17 protein-coding genes are annotated in these 19,155 nt (G+C 36.0%); 11 read left to right on the top strand and 6 right to left on the bottom strand.

The features are described from left to right. Positions 1 to 99 precede the first annotated feature (99 nt). Together ACMGGO_RS11025 and ACMGGO_RS11020 are read left to right on the top strand one after the other, a co-directional pair. A complete protein-coding gene (locus ACMGGO_RS11025; RefSeq protein ID WP_374805531.1) occupies positions 100 to 1,530 on the top strand; it encodes a PLP-dependent aminotransferase family protein in 1,431 nt (476 codons plus the stop codon). A gap of 1,021 nt (positions 1,531 to 2,551) precedes the next feature. Continuing rightward, positions 2,552 to 4,081 carry a DHA2 family efflux MFS transporter permease subunit gene (locus tag ACMGGO_RS11020; protein WP_048392785.1) on the top strand — a complete coding sequence of 510 codons (1,530 nt, stop codon included), beginning with the start codon at positions 2,552 to 2,554 and terminating at the stop codon, positions 4,079 to 4,081. Positions 4,082 to 4,209: 128 nt separating this feature from the next. Here ACMGGO_RS11020 and ACMGGO_RS11015 read toward each other — a convergent pair whose 3' ends face one another. Beyond that, positions 4,210 to 5,118 carry a C40 family peptidase gene (locus tag ACMGGO_RS11015; protein WP_048392783.1) on the bottom strand — a complete coding sequence of 303 codons (909 nt, stop codon included), beginning with the start codon at positions 5,116 to 5,118 and terminating at the stop codon, positions 4,210 to 4,212. 539 nt (positions 5,119 to 5,657) lie between these two features. Here ACMGGO_RS11015 and ACMGGO_RS11010 point away from each other — a divergent pair. Further along, the gene (locus tag ACMGGO_RS11010) at positions 5,658 to 6,266 is read left to right on the top strand and encodes a DUF4304 domain-containing protein (RefSeq protein WP_279495042.1); all 609 of its coding nucleotides are present in this window, start codon (positions 5,658 to 5,660) and stop codon (positions 6,264 to 6,266) included. Positions 6,267 to 6,313: 47 nt separating this feature from the next. On the opposite strand, the gene ACMGGO_RS11005 is transcribed toward ACMGGO_RS11010, so the two are convergent. Further along, a complete protein-coding gene (locus tag ACMGGO_RS11005) occupies positions 6,314 to 6,916 on the bottom strand; it encodes a YczE/YyaS/YitT family protein (protein ID WP_131520219.1) in 603 nt (200 codons plus the stop codon). Positions 6,917 to 7,043: 127 nt separating this feature from the next. Between ACMGGO_RS11005 and ACMGGO_RS11000 the strand changes: the two genes are divergently transcribed. Further along, the gene (locus ACMGGO_RS11000; protein WP_054550151.1) at positions 7,044 to 7,562 is read left to right on the top strand and encodes a GNAT family N-acetyltransferase; all 519 of its coding nucleotides are present in this window, start codon (positions 7,044 to 7,046) and stop codon (positions 7,560 to 7,562) included. A 45-nt stretch (positions 7,563 to 7,607) separates the two neighbouring features. Here ACMGGO_RS11000 and ACMGGO_RS10995 read toward each other — a convergent pair whose 3' ends face one another. After that, positions 7,608 to 8,225: an FMN-binding negative transcriptional regulator gene (locus ACMGGO_RS10995; protein ID WP_279495044.1), complete on the bottom strand. Its 618-nt coding sequence runs from the start codon at positions 8,223 to 8,225 to the stop codon at positions 7,608 to 7,610. Between the two features lie 166 nt (positions 8,226 to 8,391). On the opposite strand from ACMGGO_RS10995, the gene ACMGGO_RS10990 reads away from it, so the two are divergent. Both ACMGGO_RS10990 and ACMGGO_RS10985 read left to right on the top strand, forming a co-directional pair. Continuing rightward, positions 8,392 to 9,807, top strand: a complete 1,416-nt coding sequence (locus ACMGGO_RS10990) for a PLP-dependent aminotransferase family protein (RefSeq protein ID WP_279495045.1) — start codon at positions 8,392 to 8,394, stop codon at positions 9,805 to 9,807. A gap of 69 nt (positions 9,808 to 9,876) precedes the next feature. Further along, on the top strand, positions 9,877 to 10,308 hold the full coding sequence (locus ACMGGO_RS10985) for a DUF2935 domain-containing protein (protein WP_066036753.1): 432 nt from the start codon (positions 9,877 to 9,879) through the stop codon (positions 10,306 to 10,308). A gap of 79 nt (positions 10,309 to 10,387) precedes the next feature. On the opposite strand, the gene ACMGGO_RS10980 is transcribed toward ACMGGO_RS10985, so the two are convergent. After that, entirely contained in the window at positions 10,388 to 10,753 is a 366-nt protein-coding gene (locus tag ACMGGO_RS10980) for a hypothetical protein (RefSeq protein ID WP_048392769.1), read from the bottom strand. A 347-nt stretch (positions 10,754 to 11,100) separates the two neighbouring features. On the opposite strand from ACMGGO_RS10980, the gene ACMGGO_RS10975 reads away from it, so the two are divergent. From ACMGGO_RS10975 to ACMGGO_RS10960, 4 genes are all read left to right on the top strand, one after another. Next, positions 11,101 to 14,148: an ATP-binding protein gene (locus ACMGGO_RS10975; RefSeq protein WP_420281899.1), complete on the top strand. Its 3,048-nt coding sequence runs from the start codon at positions 11,101 to 11,103 to the stop codon at positions 14,146 to 14,148. After that, on the top strand, positions 14,145 to 15,251 hold the full coding sequence (locus ACMGGO_RS10970) for a response regulator (RefSeq protein ID WP_054550156.1): 1,107 nt from the start codon (positions 14,145 to 14,147) through the stop codon (positions 15,249 to 15,251). The genes ACMGGO_RS10975 and ACMGGO_RS10970 overlap by 4 nt, the downstream gene beginning before the upstream one ends. A 71-nt stretch (positions 15,252 to 15,322) precedes the next feature. Next, complete coding sequence (locus ACMGGO_RS10965) at positions 15,323 to 15,847, top strand: GNAT family N-acetyltransferase (protein WP_279495049.1); 525 nt, start codon at positions 15,323 to 15,325, stop codon at positions 15,845 to 15,847. A 15-nt stretch (positions 15,848 to 15,862) separates the two neighbouring features. Further along, positions 15,863 to 16,330, top strand: coding sequence for a DinB family protein (locus ACMGGO_RS10960; protein ID WP_054550158.1), 468 nt, complete (start codon positions 15,863 to 15,865; stop codon positions 16,328 to 16,330). Positions 16,331 to 16,357: 27 nt separating this feature from the next. Here ACMGGO_RS10960 and ACMGGO_RS10955 read toward each other — a convergent pair whose 3' ends face one another. Further along, entirely contained in the window at positions 16,358 to 17,098 is a 741-nt protein-coding gene (locus ACMGGO_RS10955) for a DUF3888 domain-containing protein (RefSeq protein WP_279495052.1), read from the bottom strand. A 90-nt stretch (positions 17,099 to 17,188) separates the two neighbouring features. On the opposite strand from ACMGGO_RS10955, the gene ACMGGO_RS10950 reads away from it, so the two are divergent. Further along, on the top strand, positions 17,189 to 17,608 hold the full coding sequence (locus ACMGGO_RS10950) for a hypothetical protein (protein WP_345803567.1): 420 nt from the start codon (positions 17,189 to 17,191) through the stop codon (positions 17,606 to 17,608). Positions 17,609 to 17,639: 31 nt separating this feature from the next. On the opposite strand, the gene ACMGGO_RS10945 is transcribed toward ACMGGO_RS10950, so the two are convergent. Beyond that, positions 17,640 to 19,121: an Lsa family ABC-F type ribosomal protection protein gene (locus tag ACMGGO_RS10945; protein ID WP_048392759.1), complete on the bottom strand. Its 1,482-nt coding sequence runs from the start codon at positions 19,119 to 19,121 to the stop codon at positions 17,640 to 17,642. Positions 19,122 to 19,155: the final 34 nt, after the last annotated feature.

The raw sequence follows: 19,155 nt of genomic DNA, 5'->3' as shown, positions 1-19,155 counted from the left end.
AAATGGATGGTTAGTTTCAAATATTGTTATAGTATGATTGTCTTTTTAGCTTATTTACTAGAGCTAAGAAAGGATAAGGTATAACCGAGGTGAATAAACATGGATTGGAAACCTGATCGAACAGTAAAAAAAGCGATTTATAAGCAGCTCGCAGAATACATTGAAAAGGGTATTGCAGATGGGACATTCCCGCCCGATAAGCCCTTACCATCTGAGCGCTATTTAGCAAACGCTTTGAGTGTAAACAGAAGTACGGTAGTTAGTGCATACGATGAGTTGGAAGCAATGGGGCTGATTGAACGAAATCGTGGAAGTGGCACAACCATTAGCAAAGACATCTGGGGCATCACAAGGAAACGAATTCCTAGCTGGAATCGCTATATTGAGGCAGGTTCCTTTTTACCGAACCTTCCTGTTACCCAAAAAATTAGAAAAGAGGCTATTGAACATAAATTAATTAATCTAGCTACTGGCGAATTATCAGAGGATCTTTTTCCCAAAAGCGCCTTGAGAGAAATTACCGCAACGCGTTCATTTATCGGTAGCCTTGGGTATGACCATCCTTTAGGGAGTGACATATTACGGACAACCCTTACACGGCATATTAAAAACAGCAGGGGAATTGAGACAAAGCCGTCCTCCATACTGATTACTTCAGGAGCACAGCAAGCGCTACATTTGATTGTCCAATGCCTGTTAAAGCCTGGAGATGCAGTCGCCATAGAAGATCCTTCTTACAACTTTAATCTGCCTATATTTAAAACAGCAGGCTTGCAAATCCATTATCTTCCTGTCAATAAGGATGGCATTAACCCGGATGATTTGCAAGTATTATATAAAAAACATCGAATTAAAATGATTTTTCTAAATCCTGATTTTCATAATCCTACGGGATCTTCCTTAGATTTGAAGAAAAGAGAAGCTATTCTAGACATATCCTCTAAACTAGGTATACCAGTAGTAGAAGATGACCCCTATAGCCTAACAGCTTTTTCGGGGGATAAAATGCCTACGCTTAAATCGCTCGATAAGAACGGGAATGTTTTATATATTAGCTCTTTGTCCAAAATTGTAGCCTCAGGCTTACGAATAGGATGGATTGTTGGTCCTACATCTGTAATCGAACGACTATCCGATGCCAAGCAACAAATTGACTTTGGGCATTCTAGTTTCACGCAATGGATTGCCAATGATTTTTTAGAATCCCCTAATTTTAATTTGCATATTAAGCATTTAGTGAAGGAATTAGAAACACGACGAGATACCATTGTACAGAGCCTCGATATGTATTTAAAGGACGAAGTGACGTTTTCCATTCCTCAAGGTGGGATACATTTATGGTGTAATGTTCTCAAGGAATATAACGAAACGCAATTACTTGAGGAATCCATTAAGCGAGGCGTCATTTATGTTCCTGGATCTACGATGGGCTCCAAAAAGGGTTTTGTACGCTTCACTTATGCGAGGGAGGATGTTCATTCAATCAATGAGGGGATTAAAAGGTTTGCACAAGCTCTAAATAGCTTCTAGTAATTTTGTAAATTATAGCCAAGTGGATGGCTAAGAAAGTGCTTAAGTGGATGGTTTAAATTCGCTAGAAAGTATTTAAGATAGAGTCATGGATAACAACTATCCATCAAGGCTAACTACTATCATGGCAGTGTGGATGGATTCACAATTATTCACACAAGTAATGAAATTTTTTATGATCTGGAAGGTGATAGGACAAACCTATTAGTAGCAAGAGAAAGATATCAGTGAAGAGGTAGTTCACTTGATTCGCTATAAAAATAGGCAAACACTTTAATCAAGAGATTTAAAAAATTCACAACAAGTATCGTTGGTTTTCTCAGTTTTACCTGTTCAAACAGTCTCAATCGTTAGCTTTAGGCTGCTGATGAGAAAACATCAAGGCAGTCACACCTTATTATATTTTAATTCCCACAAAGGTATAGTGGGGAAATAGGCACCCCTTCTATACGGACACTTAAATCTTAGTTAAAAAAACACCATCCAGCCACTTAGTCTCGATATTCAATCGATGCTAGGTGGCTGCTTTTTTTCATTAAAAGTAGTTGAGTAGTACAAGAAGACAATTTGGTGGAGCTATCATTAGTGTTTTGCATAATCGCCGCTACACTTACAAGAAGCCGCCACTACATTATGAATTAACACTAGGGAAGGATTATTTAAAAAATAACGACAACAAAAAAAGCCGCATTCCTGTAGTTCAGGGATCGACTTTTTGGGAAAAAATTTATGAGAAATACATTGAAATATGTATAGTCTTGTGATAAATTTATAGAGATAGACACTGTATAATTATTATACCGCGCATTATCCCTATTTTAATTATACAATACAATCTATTGTGTCGTCAACAATTTTAATTTAAATTTTTTGAGGGGTGGTTGCGATGAAATCAGCAGGGGCAAAACAGCAGATTGGGGGAACAAACACACGAAGAAGCTCCATTGTTTGAGACAATCAAATGGCTTCCTAAAGATGTGAATGAAATTGAAAAAGATAAAGAAAGTAGGACTGATACTATATGTCAGAGAAAACCATTTCAGTTGAGACAAAAGCGCCTTATGGCATGATTGCCATTTTATTTATCGGGGCCTTTGTTGCTATTTTAAATGAGACCTTACTCAACATTGCACTACCAGCCATTATGGACGAATTCGATGTGAAAGCCACTGCAGTACAATGGCTTTCTACAGGCTATATGCTAATTAACGGTATTTTAATTCCTGCCAGTGCATTCTTCATTCAACGCTTTACAGATAAAAAATTATTTATTACAGCGATGGCTCTGTTTACATTAGGTACATTTCTAGCTAGTATTGCACCTGCATTTGGTGTGTTATTAGCAGCACGTATGATCCAAGCTGCAGGCTCAGCAATCATGATGCCTTTATTAATGAATGTGATGCTAACTGCATTTCCAGTTGAAAAGCGAGGAGCTGCAATGGGGATGTTCGGTCTTGTCATGATTACAGCTCCAGCGATCGGGCCGACGCTTTCTGGTTGGATAATCGAGCATTATAGCTGGAGAATGTTATTTGATCTTGTGCTACCAATTGCCATTTTAACTTTAATTTTTGCAGCCTTTAAATTAAAGGATGTGACACCACAACGTGCCATTAAGCTCGATGTAATTTCTCTTATTCTATCAAGCATTGGATTTGGCGGCTTGCTTTATGGCTTTAGTTCCGCAGGTGAAAAAGGATGGGATCATATCCTTGTATATGGAACTATTATTATTGGGACGATTGCTTTAATTACGTTTACCCTTCGTCAGCTACGAATGGATGAGCCCATGCTTGAGTTTCGGATTTTCAAATATCCAATGTTTGCCTTATCCTCAGCCATCTCCATCGTTATTTCGGTGGCGATGTTCTCGGCTATGATTTTAATGCCTATTTACGTACAAACCATTCGTGGTATTTCCCCAATGGATTCAGGTCTACTCATGCTGCCTGGTGCCATTGTGATGGGCATTATGTCTCCGATTACAGGGAAGCTCTTTGATAAATACGGGGCAAGAAGCTTGGCTGTATTTGGCTTGATCATTACCATTGTTACGACATATTACTTCAGTAAAATTAGTATGGATACAGCTTATTCTACATTGGTGCTGCTGTATACATTACGTATGTTTGGGATGTCTATGGTAATGATGCCCGTGATGACAAATGGTTTAAATCAGCTACCAGCACACAATAATCCACACGGTACAGCTATGAACAACACATTACAACAGGTTTCTGGTGCGATTGGTTCTGCGGTGCTGATTACGATTATGAACAATAAAACAACTGCCAAGGCAGAGGAACTGGCTGCAGGTGCGATGAACAATATGAGTGCCAATGCAGCACAGGCTACGACACAGTCTGCCAGCGAAGTAAAACAGCAAATCTTAAACGAAGCCATGCTGCATGGCATCAATTATACGTTCTTCCTTTCCACATTGATTGCGGCCATCGCACTCATACTTGCCTTCTTTATAAAGCGAGTTAAGCCTAACTATGATAATCACTCAGGTGGGGAAGTTGCTGGAAAACAGGTAGAGGAATAATAGTAGACGGGTGTTGCTTCAGTTTAGCAACGCCCGTTTTTTCTTAAGACATTTTATATAGAGGTGGGGAAACCTAGTAAGAATAAAAAAAGGCATTCCATCCATAGATGAAATACCTTTTCTAGTAGTTATTGAGCTAATCGTTGGATAAAGGCTTCTAATTGGACCAATGTGACATTGTCGTTCACACCGAATGTGCCGTCACCTTTACCTACGGTTACTTTATTCGAAGCAAGGATCCCTACATAATTATTTGCCCAATGTGAGCCTGGAACATCAATAAATTGTTCAGCTGTTCCTTGCTGTGTTAAATGAAATGCTTCCACTAAGACTTTAGATAGTTGTCCACGTGTCATTGGAGAACCAGGATTGAACTTTCCATTATCATCACCCGTAAAAACGCCAATTTTTTTAAGTGCCTCTGCAGCACCTGCATATTTAGACGAAGGCTTAATATCTGGGAAACTTGAATTCGTATTACTCGTATCTAAATGTAATTTATTAGCTAATCGAAGAGCTACCTCTCCACGCGATGCATATATGCTAAAGTCAATTTCCGCATCTTTTACTTCTCCATAATCAGAGAAGTTGGCAATACGTTTTGCTCCTACATAACGTGAACCCCAATAGTATGGGTCATTCACTGTATCTACCTTAACCCCAGAACTTGTAGTAGCTGAGATAAAATTATTGTCACCTATGTATATACCAACGTGTGAAACACCGCTTCCAGATGTATTAAAAAATACGAGATCACCCGTTTTTAAATTGTCTTTTGCGATCGAAGTACCTTGTTGGTATTGAGCTTTAGATGTACGCTCTAATGAAATGCCTAGCTTAGAAAAAACTAACTGTGTATATGCTGAGCAATCCACACCTGTCTTAATATCCGTTCCTCCATATTTATAAGGAGCTCCTATATATGCTTTGGCTGTATTTGTTATATCTGCTATTGTTGCCGCTTTCGCATCATGAATACCCATACCTGTAAAGAACATAAACGATGCGAAAATGGGTAGTAACCATTTTTTCTTCAAATCAATCTTACTCCTCTCAAAAAGCTTTCGCCTTTGAACTAAAGTAAGAATAGCATGAAATAGGGCAGAGTTATTTTTCAATAATATTACCAATTACCCCTAATCACCAAAATTGAAACCTTAATTTTAATTGTGTAAAACTTTTGCAATAATAATGGGCAATTTTACTAAAAATATATGAAATTAATGGATTTATAGGGACATAAGTGTTAATTTAAACGTTTTATCCAATTGAAAAATCGTTATTGTAATAGTGGCTTTCCATCATAACGGTTATTTAAACATTATTATTTTTAGGTGATACTACGTTATGACACTAAGGATAGTGGTAGAAAATTCTGCTTTTATGTAGCTCCCGTAACTGCAAAGTCGTTTACTGTTAGATAGGAAAAGTTAGCCTTAATTTATGTTTTTGAACAATGGATACGTTAAACTATAATAAAATAAGTAGGTTCAACATGAAGAAATACAGCTGCGAGCTAATGAAATAATAAGGAAACATAAATCGAATGAATACTAAACGAGAAGGAGGTATTCCATTGCAGCAAATTTTTAATGAATTAATAAAACAGGACATCAAGCCATTTCTAATCAAGCTAGGCTTTAAAAAGAAAGGATTGAATTTCTATCGAAAAACCGAAAACCTTATCTATCTGATCAATTTCCAAAAATCTTCTGGTAATACAGTCGATACTATGATGTTTTATGTGAACTGTGGGATATACGCGGCAGAGCTAGCACGACTACAATCAAGAGAAATGGTGACAGCACCCAAAGAAGCAGAATGTCACTTCCGAGCAAGGATTAACTCCATTGTCGAAGATGCACCTGATCGATTTTCCATCACAGCCACTACAAATTTGGACGAATTAACAAAAATATTGCTGCTGGGGTTAGAGGAGGTTCATAATTTCTATGAAACCATGACTTCTGCAAGATCCATTGTTGATTATTATATAGCAGGGCCATTTTTGCACTTGGGCGAAGAAAGTTTTCATTTGTTATTACAAGCCAATGATGTAACAACAGCAAAGCTCTATTATAATGCATTGCAGAAGAAGCATGGAACCGAACAGAGGTGGTCCATTTTTCAAAATAAATACCAAGCCATTTTCAATCAATACGGTGTGGAATTTGGGGAAAATTAGTCATCAAAACCAGAGCTCATTCTTGAACGAGAATCTGGTTTTATATTTTAGGAGTTGTTCAGTATATTATCTAGTATTCTTCCAGTTATCGGCATAAAAAAATGGAGGATATAACCACCTAAGCAAACTGTTAATAATGTCCCGACACCGATGGGGCCATTAAAAATGATAGCTAACATTAAAAATAAAATATAAATAAGGGTTCTTGAGAAGAAAACCGTTTTTCTTGTTAATTCTTTGATGATCAAAGTAAGTCGATCTACAGGAATTGGTGCAAAATTTGTATGTAAATAAGTTGCCGTTCCTAACCCAACCACAACTAATCCAGTGGTAAAACAGACAGCTTGGCTAAACCAAAGATCTGGGGATACTATATCATGTAATAAAAATAACCACATATCAATCCCTATGCCAGTGATCAATGCAGTAACCAACCCTAAAATTTCAGGTCTTTGTCTAGCTAATAGGGAATTACTACCTATTAATAGGAGAGCTAAGATGATTTCCCAACTACCTACAGTTAGCCCCACATTTTTAGATAATCCTACTAGAAGCGCATCGAAAGGTGATGTGCCGAGTTTAGATTGAATCGTGAGCGAAATACCTAGCGTTAAAATTAAAATGCCCACTACATAAAAGACATATTTCAACAAAAAGACCTCCTCCTACTATTTTTATTGCAAATACAACAAAATTGCGTTAAATTGACTATATACTCTTTTTATTGCATTTGCAATATAAAATCCAGAAAGAGTTTACAACAAAGGAGTGGAATCAATGTCTGTTAAATTAGAGAAGTGTGAGCACGCAGATTTAAAACAGCTTCAAGCAATAAGTATTGAAACATTTAATGATACATTTAAAGACCAGAACTCCCCTGAAAATATGAAGGCTTATTTAGAGCGTGCCTTTCATAAGCAACAGCTAGAGAAGGAATTGGCCAATTTGGATTCAGCATTCTATTTTATCTATTATGAGGAAGAAATAGCTGGTTATTTAAAAGTAAATGTCAACGAAGCACAATCCGAACTAATGGGGGATGAGTCATTAGAGGTGGAGAGAATTTATGTTCGACATCAATATCAAGGAAAAGGGCTTGGCAAATACCTTATGAATAAAGCAATAGAGGAGGCTGTGGCTCAAAACAAAAAAAGCATTTGGCTAGGGGTTTGGGAGAAAAATGACAGTGCCATCGGTTTTTATCAGAAAATAGGCTTTGTCCAAACAGGCGCCCATTCATTTTATATGGGTGATGAAGAACAAATTGATCTTATCATGACGAAAACACTTGCCTAAATTTTATGGCAGAAACGTTGATTCACAACATTTCTGCCTGCTATTTTAATGGCTTCTATTTTTCTTCATCGCCTCAGCTAACGCATCAGCATGTGGATTTTCCTCTTTATAAAGTTCCTTTATTATGTTGGCGTAATCACTAGCATTTCGATTTTGACTTAATTTATAGGCTGCCTGCACTTCTTCAACCTTTATTTTAAACCCTTTTATTCCTTTCATTTCTTGCTGCAAAAGCTCAGGAGATAGTTTATCCCACAACACAGGATTTTCACGGAATGACTCATATTTTTCAAGTAAGCTAGTCAAATCTTGTTCTAAAGCTATTCCTTCAATCAGACTTGCCTTTCCATATACATGGACAGCTTGATAATTCCAGGTTGGCACATTTTCATGCTCATACCACGAAGAAGAGATATAGGCATGTGGACCATTAAATATCACGAGAATGTCTTGTACTTCCTCAAAGGTCTTCCATAAAGGGTTACCATAGGCTAAGTGACCTGTCAGATAAAAGTCATCCTCGATTTTTTTCAGCAACACGGGTATATGGGCTGCAATAGGCTTACCTTTTCGAATTGAAACGATTGTTGCAAAGGAATTATGTTGAATAAATTCTTTGATTTCTTCTAAATCCGATACTTTGTAATACTTAGGAACATACATGGAAACCTCTCCTTATACATAAAATCATCGTGAGTTTTTCGAATAAACAAATAATTATGTAGGCACGTATTTACATTTTCTGCTCAACGATGTAGATTTTATTATAATCAATCACTGGCACCTCATAAAAGTGCCAACAACGCTATTTCTAAAGGAGCCAAGAATCATGCTCGAAATGACACCAAACCTGAATAATGAGGAACCACTTTACCTTCAATTATATAACTATATAAAAGCAGAAATTCAAAATGGAAAGATAAGGGCTCAAAGCAAATTGCCGTCTCAGCGTAGTCTAGCTAAACATTTACAGATTAGTCGCAACACTGTAGATGCAGCTTATCAGCAGCTCCTTGCAGAGGGCTATGTGATAAGTAAAGAGCGAGATGGACTATATGTGGTTGATCTTGAAAAAGGTTATTTTCAAGGAGGCCCTCATCATTTTGAACCACAATTAGCGACTCAGCAGAAACAAGAACGACCAGCAATTAAGTACGATTTTAATTATGGAGATATTAATTTAAAAGATTTTCCCTTTAAAATATGGCGTAAATTATCAATGCAGAGCCTTGATGAAGAACAGGCTCAACTCCTTTTATATGGAGATCCACAGGGAGAGCTGGAATTAAGAAATTATATGGCAAGCTATCTTTATGAATCAAGAGGGGTGCAATGCAGTGCAGAGCAAATCGTTATAGGAGCAGGCTTGCAGTTTCTTCTTGGTATCGTATGTAACCTAATTGGACGGAATGAGCTTTTTGCTATGGAAGATCCAGGTTATTATCGCGTTCGTTACTTGTTTAAAGATAATGGTATAAAGGTGAAACCAATCCCACTTGACGAGCATGGTATTCATATCGATCCGTTAAGAAACAATAACATCAAGGCTGTTTATGTCACACCCTCCCATCAATTTCCCCTTGGAACGGTTATGCCTATCTCAAGAAGATTAGCATTACTAGAGTGGGCTAAGGAAGAAGATGCTTATATCATTGAGGATGATTATGATGGGGAATTTCGATATGCTGGAAAACCAATTCCTGCACTACAGGGATTAGATTCAAGTGATCGCGTCATCTATATGGGCACCTTTTCAAAATCTTTGATTCCAGCCATTAAGCTAAGCTATATGATATTACCTAGAAAATTAATGGGTTTATTTCATCAAAACAATTACTATGTTCAAACTGGGTCTAGACTCCATCAGCATACGTTACAGCTATTTATAGAGAGTGGGCATTGGGAGAGACACTTGAATAAAACACGAAATAGTTATAAGCGAAGATATGAGACATTACTAAAGTCCATTCAACAAACGTTCGGGGAAAATGGGAAAATTTATGGAGCCAGCAGTGGCTTACATATTTTACTTGAACCAAATAATAAGATGACTGAAGAGGAATTGATTGATACAGCAAAAATGGCTGGTGTTAAGGTCTACCCAACATCTATTTTTTATGCAAATCCCTTGGTTGTTCAGCCTGCAAAGGTATTACTTGGATTTGCTAATCTAGCGGAAGATGAGATTGACACAGGCATTAAGCTATTAAACAATGCTTGGTTTAAAAGTTCTACTATGACGTGAATCTCTTTCAAAGTTCTATTTCCACATTTCTTGTATATACATAATAGAGATAAGTGGGAGGGGATTTTTATGCAATTTTACTATGGCCATCAAATGCCATTACGTGTATTAGATGAAGCTGAATTTTGGAAACATCAAGAAGAGGAGCATACAGTAGTAATAAGAGAGCTTGTGAAAGATTTGGAGCAGCAATATGTCGATGCGTTAAAGGAATGGGAAAAAGCTTTTGCTCAAACACATCAGCAAGTTGTAAGATATATAGAAACCGTCAATCGTTCCCAGGGACAAGTTTCTCCAGCTCTGTTTCAGGATATTTTACAGCTTACTTCCTTCTGTTTGCAACAGAGTGATCAATTTATCCAGTTTTGCCGAACGCTTATGCAAGAAAGTCAACCGATAAGCGCAAATCCTACAGCTAAAGTTGTATTAAATCATATCATTGTAGAATCCGAATATTTTATCGGAATTGCCCAAACCATTTTATATCAACAGAAATACTAGGTCTAGCGTCTGGAAAATGGAGTTTGGAGAAAAAACACTTGCCACACTCCATTTTTTGGACGTTTTCACCATCACAATATTAACTATTCGGAATTTTCTCCTTATATTTAAAGGAAAGGAGACTTAAAGAATAATTTTTAAGTGTATCTGTGTGAACAAAGTCATTTAGAATACTTTCAATTGAATGACAATGTTGATTGATTAAATTAATTTCTTCTATATAATTTGAATCAATCAATACTTCTTTTAATGTTTTAAACACTACTTTCTGCTCGTTAAATAAATAAACCAGTTCAAACCTAGTGTTCAATATTAGAGTGGTAATCTCAGGGAAAATAATTCGATCCTTTAGTACTTCAAGAATGGAATTCACGGATTTTACTCCATCAATAGTTTGTAAAGATGAAAAAACACCATTTAATAACTCTTCAAAATCAACCTTCATCAAAATCCTCCATCAATCAAAATACTTTCTGATAATAACATTTTTTTAGAAAAATTTTAATGATTAATATTTTCCTTCAATAATGTGGAAAGTCTATTTAGACAATAGTAATTTATTGAAAACAATTCACTTCACATGTTTCCAGAGGCTAATAAAATTTTTTAATCCGCTCACAATCATTTTTTTAAAATAACAACAAACAAAACATCAAGAAAGGTATTATTATTGCTTGTTTAGATTTTGTTCAAACACAGTATGCTACTATCTCAAAAGGGGTTGATTGTAAAAACAGTGAGCAATATGATGTAAAGATACATCATAAATGATCGATCTTTGGGGGCACGAAAATGAAAAAAAATATCATAATTATTGTAAGTATAATCATGCTTTTTGTGATTGTTTTTTTTATTGGTAATTGGCATTATTTCTCCACTAATCAGCCAAAAATTATACATAAAGGTGTAGGAAAATTAGAGGAAGAGCAATTATTAAAGCTTGTAAAGCTAGAAGGAGAATGGGCCTTTTATCCAAATGTATTAATTTCTTTGGGGGAAAATTTTGATAGCTATCAACATAAAAAACTGAATTTAAATGTACCCTTTAATTGGCAAGCATATGTAGAGCCAAATGAAGAGGGGCTTTCGGTGGGAACCTATCACGTCAACATAGAAGTACCATCAGATGGAGTTTACGGCCTATATATTCGAACCATTCGTCAAGCTAGTCGTGTATTCATTAATGGCGTTGAGGTGGGGGCTAAAGGAAATCCAAGTACTGTTTTAAGCGCATATGCATCTGAAAATGATGATAAATATACCGTTTTTTCTCCTAGTGTCAATAAAAGACTAGACATTGTCATCCATGTTGCAAATTACAATTATCCTCAGGCTGGAATTGTTTATCCTATTGAATTTGGTACAATGAAGGCTATTCAAAAGCATTATCACTGGAAAGTTTTTTTAGATATAGTAGTGAGTATAGGTCATATTATAGTTGGTGCGATCTATGTCTTTACATTTTTACAGAATCGCAAGCGTAAGGAAGAGTTATTCTTTGGTCTTTTTACTATTTCATTAGGATTTTATATGTCGTTTATCAATCAAAAAGTGTTTTTTCTGTTATTTACTGATCTATCGACGGTCAATCAAATACGTCTGCAATTAGGAATCATTCCACTCGCATTGCTTGCTTTAACATTTTTTATAAATGCGATGTATCCACAATTACTAGAAAGAAAAATTTTATACACGCTTGCCATATTACTTGGTATCGTGTTTGTTATGTACGGTATCTATAATCCCTTTACAAAAAATGAAAGGGCCTCCTCAGAATTTGAAATGATTATGAGAAAAATAATCTATATCAGTGTCACGGCTCCAGTTATTTTCTATAATATATGGTTGCTTATAAAGGTCATGCTAAAACGTTTAGAGGCTGTGCGTTATGTGCTAATAGTTATTACAGCGATTAGTTGTTATTCTATTTTACTCATTTGTAACTTTTTATTTGGGATGCCTTTTGACTATACAGAATTTATGTTATTTTTACTAATATTATTTGGCTTTGCCTCATTATTAAATTATCGTGCCAATCAAGCTGTTTTAAAAATAGCAGCATTGTCAGAGGAATTGCTTGAACATAATCAAATGAAGAATGAATTTCTTCTGAAAACTTCGCATGAACTCCGTGCCCCCCTAAACGGAATATTAAATATATCCAGATCCTTAATGGAAGGTGCTCAAGGACCTTTAAAACGATCTCAACAGGAGCAAGTTATTCTAATTCACAGCGTTACACAGCGCATAGGTCATTTAGTAGAAGATTTATTGTTTTCTTCTAATCAAATGACAGGAGAAGTAAGGATTAGTCTACGCAGTGTATCTCTATCTGTTATACATGAGGTAGTAGCCGAAATTCGTAGTCTTATGCCCAAAAATAGTCAAGTAAGGGTAACAGCAGAGATAAACTTAGATTTGCCAAAGATCTACACGGATGAATTACGCTTTAAACAAATTTTATATAATTTGCTGCATAATGCTATTAAATTTACACAAAATGGAACAATCACAGTCACTGCGCATGTTGAACAGGAGCAGATGGTCATCCAAGTAAGTGATACAGGCTGTGGAATTCCGACACAAGAATTAGATCGTATTTTTAACGCCTTTTATCAAGGAAACAATCATCATAATAAAGAAGGGCTAGGTTTGGGACTAAGTATCACTAAAAATATTGTTGAAAAATTAAATGGTAACATTTATGTGACAAGCACTGTAGGGGAAGGGACAACATTTACATTTACAATGCCCCTCTCAACACTAGAAAACGTAAGTAATGAACAAGCTACCATTACATCACATACAGATACAGAAATACAGCTTCGACTGCCCCTTATTTATAAAGGAAGCGATAAAAAAATACTGGTGGTAGATGACAACCATGTCAATATAAAAACTTTAACGGAAGCACTAAGTTTAAAGGGATATACAGTGATCGCCTTAGATAACGGCTTTGATGCGATCGATTATATTAAAACCAATCATGTAGATTGTATGTTAATCGACCTAATGATGAATGGGATGTCAGGTTATGAGTTATGTAAACGTGTACGTAAACAATATGATATGCTGGAACTACCAATAATTATCTTAACTACAGTTATGAAGCAATCTGACTTACTGCAAACGTTAAAAGTAGGGGCGAATGATTATCTACAAAAGCCGATTTCTACCGATGAACTTTTTATTCGTATTGAATCTTTATTGGCTGTTCGACAATCATCAATCGATGCAATCGAAGTAGAAATGAACTATTTATATTCACAGGTCACACCACATTTTGTATATAACACACTTAATACGATTATTGGTTTAAGTTATACAGATATGGAAAACACACGTGAAGCTCTTTATTGTTTAGCCACTTATTTCCGTGCAAAACTGAATGTTCATTATCGAAATAGCATTGTCCCCATTGATGAGGAGATGGAGCTTGTAAAAGCCTATTTATCAATTGAAAAAATGCGCTTTGGAGATCGTTTACGTATTAAATATGATATTGACGAATCGATACAATTAGGAATCCCTGCATTGTCCATTCAACCTTTAATTGAAAACGCAGTGTTCCATGGGATCTCTAAGAAAGTAGAGGGAGGGACCGTAGAATTAAGCCTACAGAGAGAGGGACAATTTGTAAGAATTAAAATCTATGATAATGGTGTAGGAATTTCAGAAGAAAAATTGCACCAATTGCTAAATGAAGAAAGTACAAGAATTGGCTTTATGAATCCATTAAAGAAATTTAAATTAATAAAAAATGCTAGTTTACGAATTTACAGCGAAGAAGGAAAGGGAACAACAATTGTCATTTTATTACCAGAGGGTGGTGTCACATGAATATAATGATCGTTGATGATGAAAAATTGGCCATTGATGTTTTATCTATTATGGTTAAACAACTTGCCCAATTTCAGATTAACATTAAGGGAACATTTACAAATTCAACTGAGGCCCTCCAGTTTCTTGAAAAAGAAATAATTGATGTAGTGTTTTTAGATATTGAAATGATTGACACACACGGTATGCAACTTGCAAAGCAGCTCCTACACAAGCAACCATCCTTACAAATCATTTTTGTTACAGCTCATACACAATTTGCCGTGGAGGCTTTTGAAGTTGAGGCAACAGATTATTTATTAAAGCCAGTACAGGAAAAACGACTGATTAATGCGTTAACAAAAGCACAGAAAAAAATGGTCGTGACGGTGGCGCCGAGGGATGAGAAGAAAAACTCATTATATGCGCATACATTAGGCAGCTTTTATCTACTGGATGTTCAACATAATGTGATTAAGTGGCGAACAAGAAAAGTACGTGAACTATTTTTATATTTACTATTTCACCAAAAACGGCCTATGTTAAATGCAGTTCTTTTAGAGGAATTGTGGCCAGATTTGAACTTTGAAAAGGCAGCTAGTAATTTACATACAACTATTTATCATTTAAGAAAGATATTAAAGGACAATGGTATTCAAGATCCCATACTCTTGGTCAATAATCACTATAAATTAAATGCGGAAATTCAAACTGATTATGATGAGCTGAATCAACTATTGGAGCAGGATCAACATGATGAGAAATCCATTCAGCAGTTATTGAATTGCTATGAGGGTGATTTTTTAATAGATGAGGAGTATTTATGGGTTAATCAAATCAGGCTCCGCTTAAAGCAATCTGTATTACATGTGCTTGAACAGTATATTGCACGTACAGACGTTGCCCACACTTTATTAAAGTATAATTGCCTACAAAAGCTTTTAGAGCTAGACGAATACAATGAACAGTATATGTTTCAATTGTTAGAATTCTTAATTCAACAAAATAGGAAACAAGAATGTATAAAATTCTTTGAATCTATAGAGGCAAAATTAGCTGAAATTGATCTCCCTGTGCCAGAAAAATTTTATAGAAAATACAACGAGTTCTTACTCAACGTTTAGAAACGATTTCGGAAAAGTAATTTCTGTTTTAATAGTAGGTAATAATTTTATAAAAAGGAGATGCTTTCGGCATGCAAAAGATTGAAATAATTGAGCTTCACCATATTGAGCAAGATTTGGAGAAGCTTACTGAATTATTGATTATGGTCGTAGATGAAGGAGCATCCGTAGGTTTTTTACCTCCACTCACACAAGAACAAGCGATAAAATATTGGCAATCTGTCTTAGCGTCAGATGTCTTACTGTTCATTGCGAAAATAAATAATGAAATTGCAGGTAGTATTCAATTGCATTTAACTAGCAAACCAAATGGCATTCATCGTGCTGAAATTTGCAAGTTAATGACACATCCCAACTTTAGACGCAACGGTATTGGACGAGCGCTGATGCAACAAGCAGAGGAACGAGCAAAACAAGAAAACCGTTCCTTGCTAGTTTTAGATACGAGAGAAGGGGATCCTTCCAATAAATTATATAAATCATTAGACTACCAAGAAGTAGGGAAAATTCCGCAATATACTATTTCACCAGATAGAGAATTAGAAGCAACCGTAATTTACTATAAATTGATATCGAATATAACTGAAAACGTGTAGAAAGGGAGCTAGTATATGAACGAAGCGCAATTATTTATGCAAATGAAAATGTGGCGTAATTGGACTGTTGAATTTCTACGTACGATCCCTGAGAATATTGCTGATCAGATACCCGCTGGACATCATAACAATATTCGTTGGAATGCTGGTCATCTATTAGTTGGTTGGGATCATACCGTTTTTCCAGCTGTTACACAAGAAAGGCATTTGCCCCTATCCTATCATGTAATGTTTCCTAGTGGCAGTAAACCAGATGACTGGACTGAGCAACCGCCAACAATGGATCAAATCATTATGCTCCTAGAGGAACAACCAATTCTTATTGAACAAGCTTGTGCAGGACATCTACATGAACCGCTTAAAGAACCTTTTTTAGGTATGAAAACATTAGGTGATATGGTTGTCTTTCATATGAACCATGAAAATTTTCACATGGGAATTATAAAAAGTATGATGCAAACGCTCTTAAAGAATGAAGCCTAACTGATGGAATCAGTTGGCTTCATTTTTCTATATATACCATGGTAACAGATCCTCCATTTTCTTACCTGGCTTACTTTTTTTATCTTTTACGATCCATGTGCCGTCTTTCTTTTGCAACTGATAGCTTACATTTGTACCATCCGCCCTTTTAAAGAGCATATAACCTATATTACCCTTAATAAAAGTGACAGGGTCTATGACATTTTTGTAGGGAATCTTTCGCTCAGGAAATAAAATATGGGTCACTATTTCCTCTGCAATCATAGCAAGGGATTTCATATCATTATTAATTTCAGCTTGATATTGCAATTGATCGTATCGGTAGGAAGTATACGATGCTAAGTCCAGTTTAAAACTCTGCTGTATATCTAACAGTGTTGCCCTATAGAATGCGTTTATTGCCTTTTCTACATCATCTGCCTCATGTATATAGCGAAGTGTGCTGACACCAGTTGGACTGACTTCAAACGTAATGATTTCCTTACTGTAGGGTGGGGAATGCGCATGCTCAAAGGTCGTAACTTCCACGCTAACTTTAAAGCTAAACTGACTTTCTTTGACAATTTTTAAAATTTTCACATCATACAAGCCATACTGCTTAGGATAGCCATAGTAATGATCAATTTCCTTTTCGATAAATGGATTAAGGATTGTAATGAATGTGTCCCTGATTAGTTGCTCATCAGCTTGTTCACTTTGCGCATAAATCTTACATGGCAGAATGAACATAGTGAAGATAAACATTAAAACATAAGCAAATTTTTTCATGGAATAGTGACCTTTCTGCAGGATGATACTTTATAGAGTGCACCAATCACAGCAAATTATCGAGCATTTTTAAAGAAAGGGAATTGAACAATGGGAAAAATAATACTGCCCTTTTTATGTATGCTTTTGTTATTTCCAACAGCTACTTCGGGGTCAGAACCTGAAGGCTTAAAATGTCCAAATCCAGATGTATTGATGAGAACAACGGAGAAAGACAAAGACGAGCTTAGTCAAGCATTAGCTGACATCATTCCAAAAGTATATGGCTCAAGCCCTGATTATCAGGAGTGGCAAATTGAGGTGATAAAGCCCATGCCCATATTAACTGGCATGGAGGAGAATTACTATAAAATGGCGGTGAACTTCTGTGGAGAAAATGTGGCTAATCACTCCTGGTTTGTTCGATTAAGGTTTCCAAGATTACTGCCAGCGCAAAGTGCATCACTAGGTGAGCTATATATCGTAAAAGAGACAAATTCTAAATGGATCCATTGGTTTCAATATCATTAAAAAGGAAGAATCCATAAATGGATTCTTCTCTTTATGACATCGCTATCGTTTTCGTTGCTACAGTTTGTTGAAATGCCTGATCATGCTCAACAATCACCATTGTGAGATGAGAGCTTTTTATGAGCTCTTCAATCTGCATGCGTGAATAGATATCAATAAAATTGAGTGGTTCATCCCAAATATATAAATGAGCCTTCTCACACAAGCTTTTAGCAATCAGCAGCTTTTTCTTTTGCCCACCAGAATAATGAGAGATATCCTTCTCAAATTGAATACGCTCAAAATCCATCTTGCGCAGGATTGATTTAAATAACGTCTCATCAATACCATGCTCTTCAATAAATTCCGATAGCAATCCCTTTAAATGGGATGTATCCTGCTGAACATAGGAAATGACTAGACCTGAAGCTAACTTTATCGAGCCTGTATGTTGGATGGGATTACCTAGAATAAGTTTTAACATACTACTTTTTCCGCTTCCATTTTTGCCATCTAAAACAACTCGATCCCCTTGTGCCACTTTGAAGCTAATAGGCTTATTCACGATATGGTCATCGTACCGAATCGATACATCCGTGACAACAACCATTTCTTTTGATGGATATGCCAATGGCTCTACTTTCAATGACTCGGTTTTTTCAACATTTTTTAGCAGTTTTGATTTTTCCTCAATAGCTCTTTGTTGTCTGGATTCCAGGTTCTTCGCTCGTTTCATCATCTTGGCTGCTTTATGTCCAACAAAGCCTTTGTCCAGTTTGGAACCTGAATTGGTTGTGCCGTTTTTGGAGGCTTCCACTTGATTAGACCAACCTGACGAACGCTTTGAGGATTGTTTTAATCGGTCGATATCTTTTTGCAGTCGTTGATTGGTTACTTCTTCGTGTTCCTGCTGACGATCAAAATTTAACTTCCAAGAAGAATAATTTCCACTTTGAACGTCAATATTGGCTCTATTAATCGATAGGATATGGTCAACACAGCCATCTAAAAAGCTTCTGTCATGTGAAATTAAAATAAATCCTTTTTTCCTGCGAAGATAATCGGAAACCGTCTTTCTTGCATCCGTGTCTAGGTGATTGGTTGGTTCATCAATTAATAAAAATTGACCCTCTGTCAAAAACAACGCAGCAAGCAGCACCTTTGTTTGTTCGCCATTGGATAATGTTTTAAAAGGACGATACATGACCTCCGCATCTACATGTAGGTAAGCTATTTCACGTAGACATTCCCAATCTTCTGCCTGAGGACAAATTTCCTCAAATATTTCATGGGTATATTTATTTGGATCAGAAACTGGATAGGGGAAATAAGTGAAGTCTACAGAAGAGATGATTTTTCCGCTATACTCATAATTTCCTAATAACAACTGAAAGAATGTTGTTTTACCTCGTCCGTTTCTACCGATAAATCCAAGTTTCCAATCCGTATCGATTTGAAAGTTGACATTCTCAAAAATATTGTCAAAGCTGCTTGGATAAGAAAAAGTTAGGTTTTGTACTTGTATCATGGACATGATAATTCCTCCTTTGTATTGCAACAGTTTACTT

The sequence above is a fragment of the Lysinibacillus sp. BNK-21 genome (genome assembly GCF_048684915.1).
GTDB lineage: Bacteria > Bacillota > Bacilli > Bacillales_A > Planococcaceae > Lysinibacillus > Lysinibacillus capsici.
The sequence above is the reverse complement of the archived record's forward strand: the minus strand, read 5'-3'. Positions and strand labels throughout refer to the sequence as shown.

Excerpts from the sequence above, each read along its gene's own strand:
- ACMGGO_RS10955 (WP_279495052.1), bottom strand. The coding sequence starts at position 17,098 with ATGAAAAAATTTGCTTATGTTTTAATGTTTATCTTCACTATGTTCATT.
- ACMGGO_RS10950 (WP_345803567.1), top strand. The coding sequence starts at position 17,189 with ATGGGAAAAATAATACTGCCCTTTTTATGTATGCTTTTGTTATTTCCA.
- ACMGGO_RS10960 (WP_054550158.1), top strand. The coding sequence starts at position 15,863 with ATGAACGAAGCGCAATTATTTATGCAAATGAAAATGTGGCGTAATTGG.
- ACMGGO_RS10970 (WP_054550156.1), top strand. The coding sequence starts at position 14,145 with ATGAATATAATGATCGTTGATGATGAAAAATTGGCCATTGATGTTTTA.
- ACMGGO_RS11000 (WP_054550151.1), top strand. The coding sequence starts at position 7,044 with ATGTCTGTTAAATTAGAGAAGTGTGAGCACGCAGATTTAAAACAGCTT.
- ACMGGO_RS11020 (WP_048392785.1), top strand. The coding sequence starts at position 2,552 with ATGTCAGAGAAAACCATTTCAGTTGAGACAAAAGCGCCTTATGGCATG.
- ACMGGO_RS10995 (WP_279495044.1), bottom strand. The coding sequence starts at position 8,225 with ATGTATGTTCCTAAGTATTACAAAGTATCGGATTTAGAAGAAATCAAA.
- ACMGGO_RS10945 (WP_048392759.1), bottom strand. The coding sequence starts at position 19,121 with ATGTCCATGATACAAGTACAAAACCTAACTTTTTCTTATCCAAGCAGC.
- ACMGGO_RS10965 (WP_279495049.1), top strand. The coding sequence starts at position 15,323 with ATGCAAAAGATTGAAATAATTGAGCTTCACCATATTGAGCAAGATTTG.
- ACMGGO_RS11025 (WP_374805531.1), top strand. The coding sequence starts at position 100 with ATGGATTGGAAACCTGATCGAACAGTAAAAAAAGCGATTTATAAGCAG.
- ACMGGO_RS10975 (WP_420281899.1), top strand. The coding sequence starts at position 11,101 with ATGAAAAAAAATATCATAATTATTGTAAGTATAATCATGCTTTTTGTG.
- ACMGGO_RS10980 (WP_048392769.1), bottom strand. The coding sequence starts at position 10,753 with ATGAAGGTTGATTTTGAAGAGTTATTAAATGGTGTTTTTTCATCTTTA.
- ACMGGO_RS10990 (WP_279495045.1), top strand. The coding sequence starts at position 8,392 with ATGCTCGAAATGACACCAAACCTGAATAATGAGGAACCACTTTACCTT.
- ACMGGO_RS10985 (WP_066036753.1), top strand. The coding sequence starts at position 9,877 with ATGCAATTTTACTATGGCCATCAAATGCCATTACGTGTATTAGATGAA.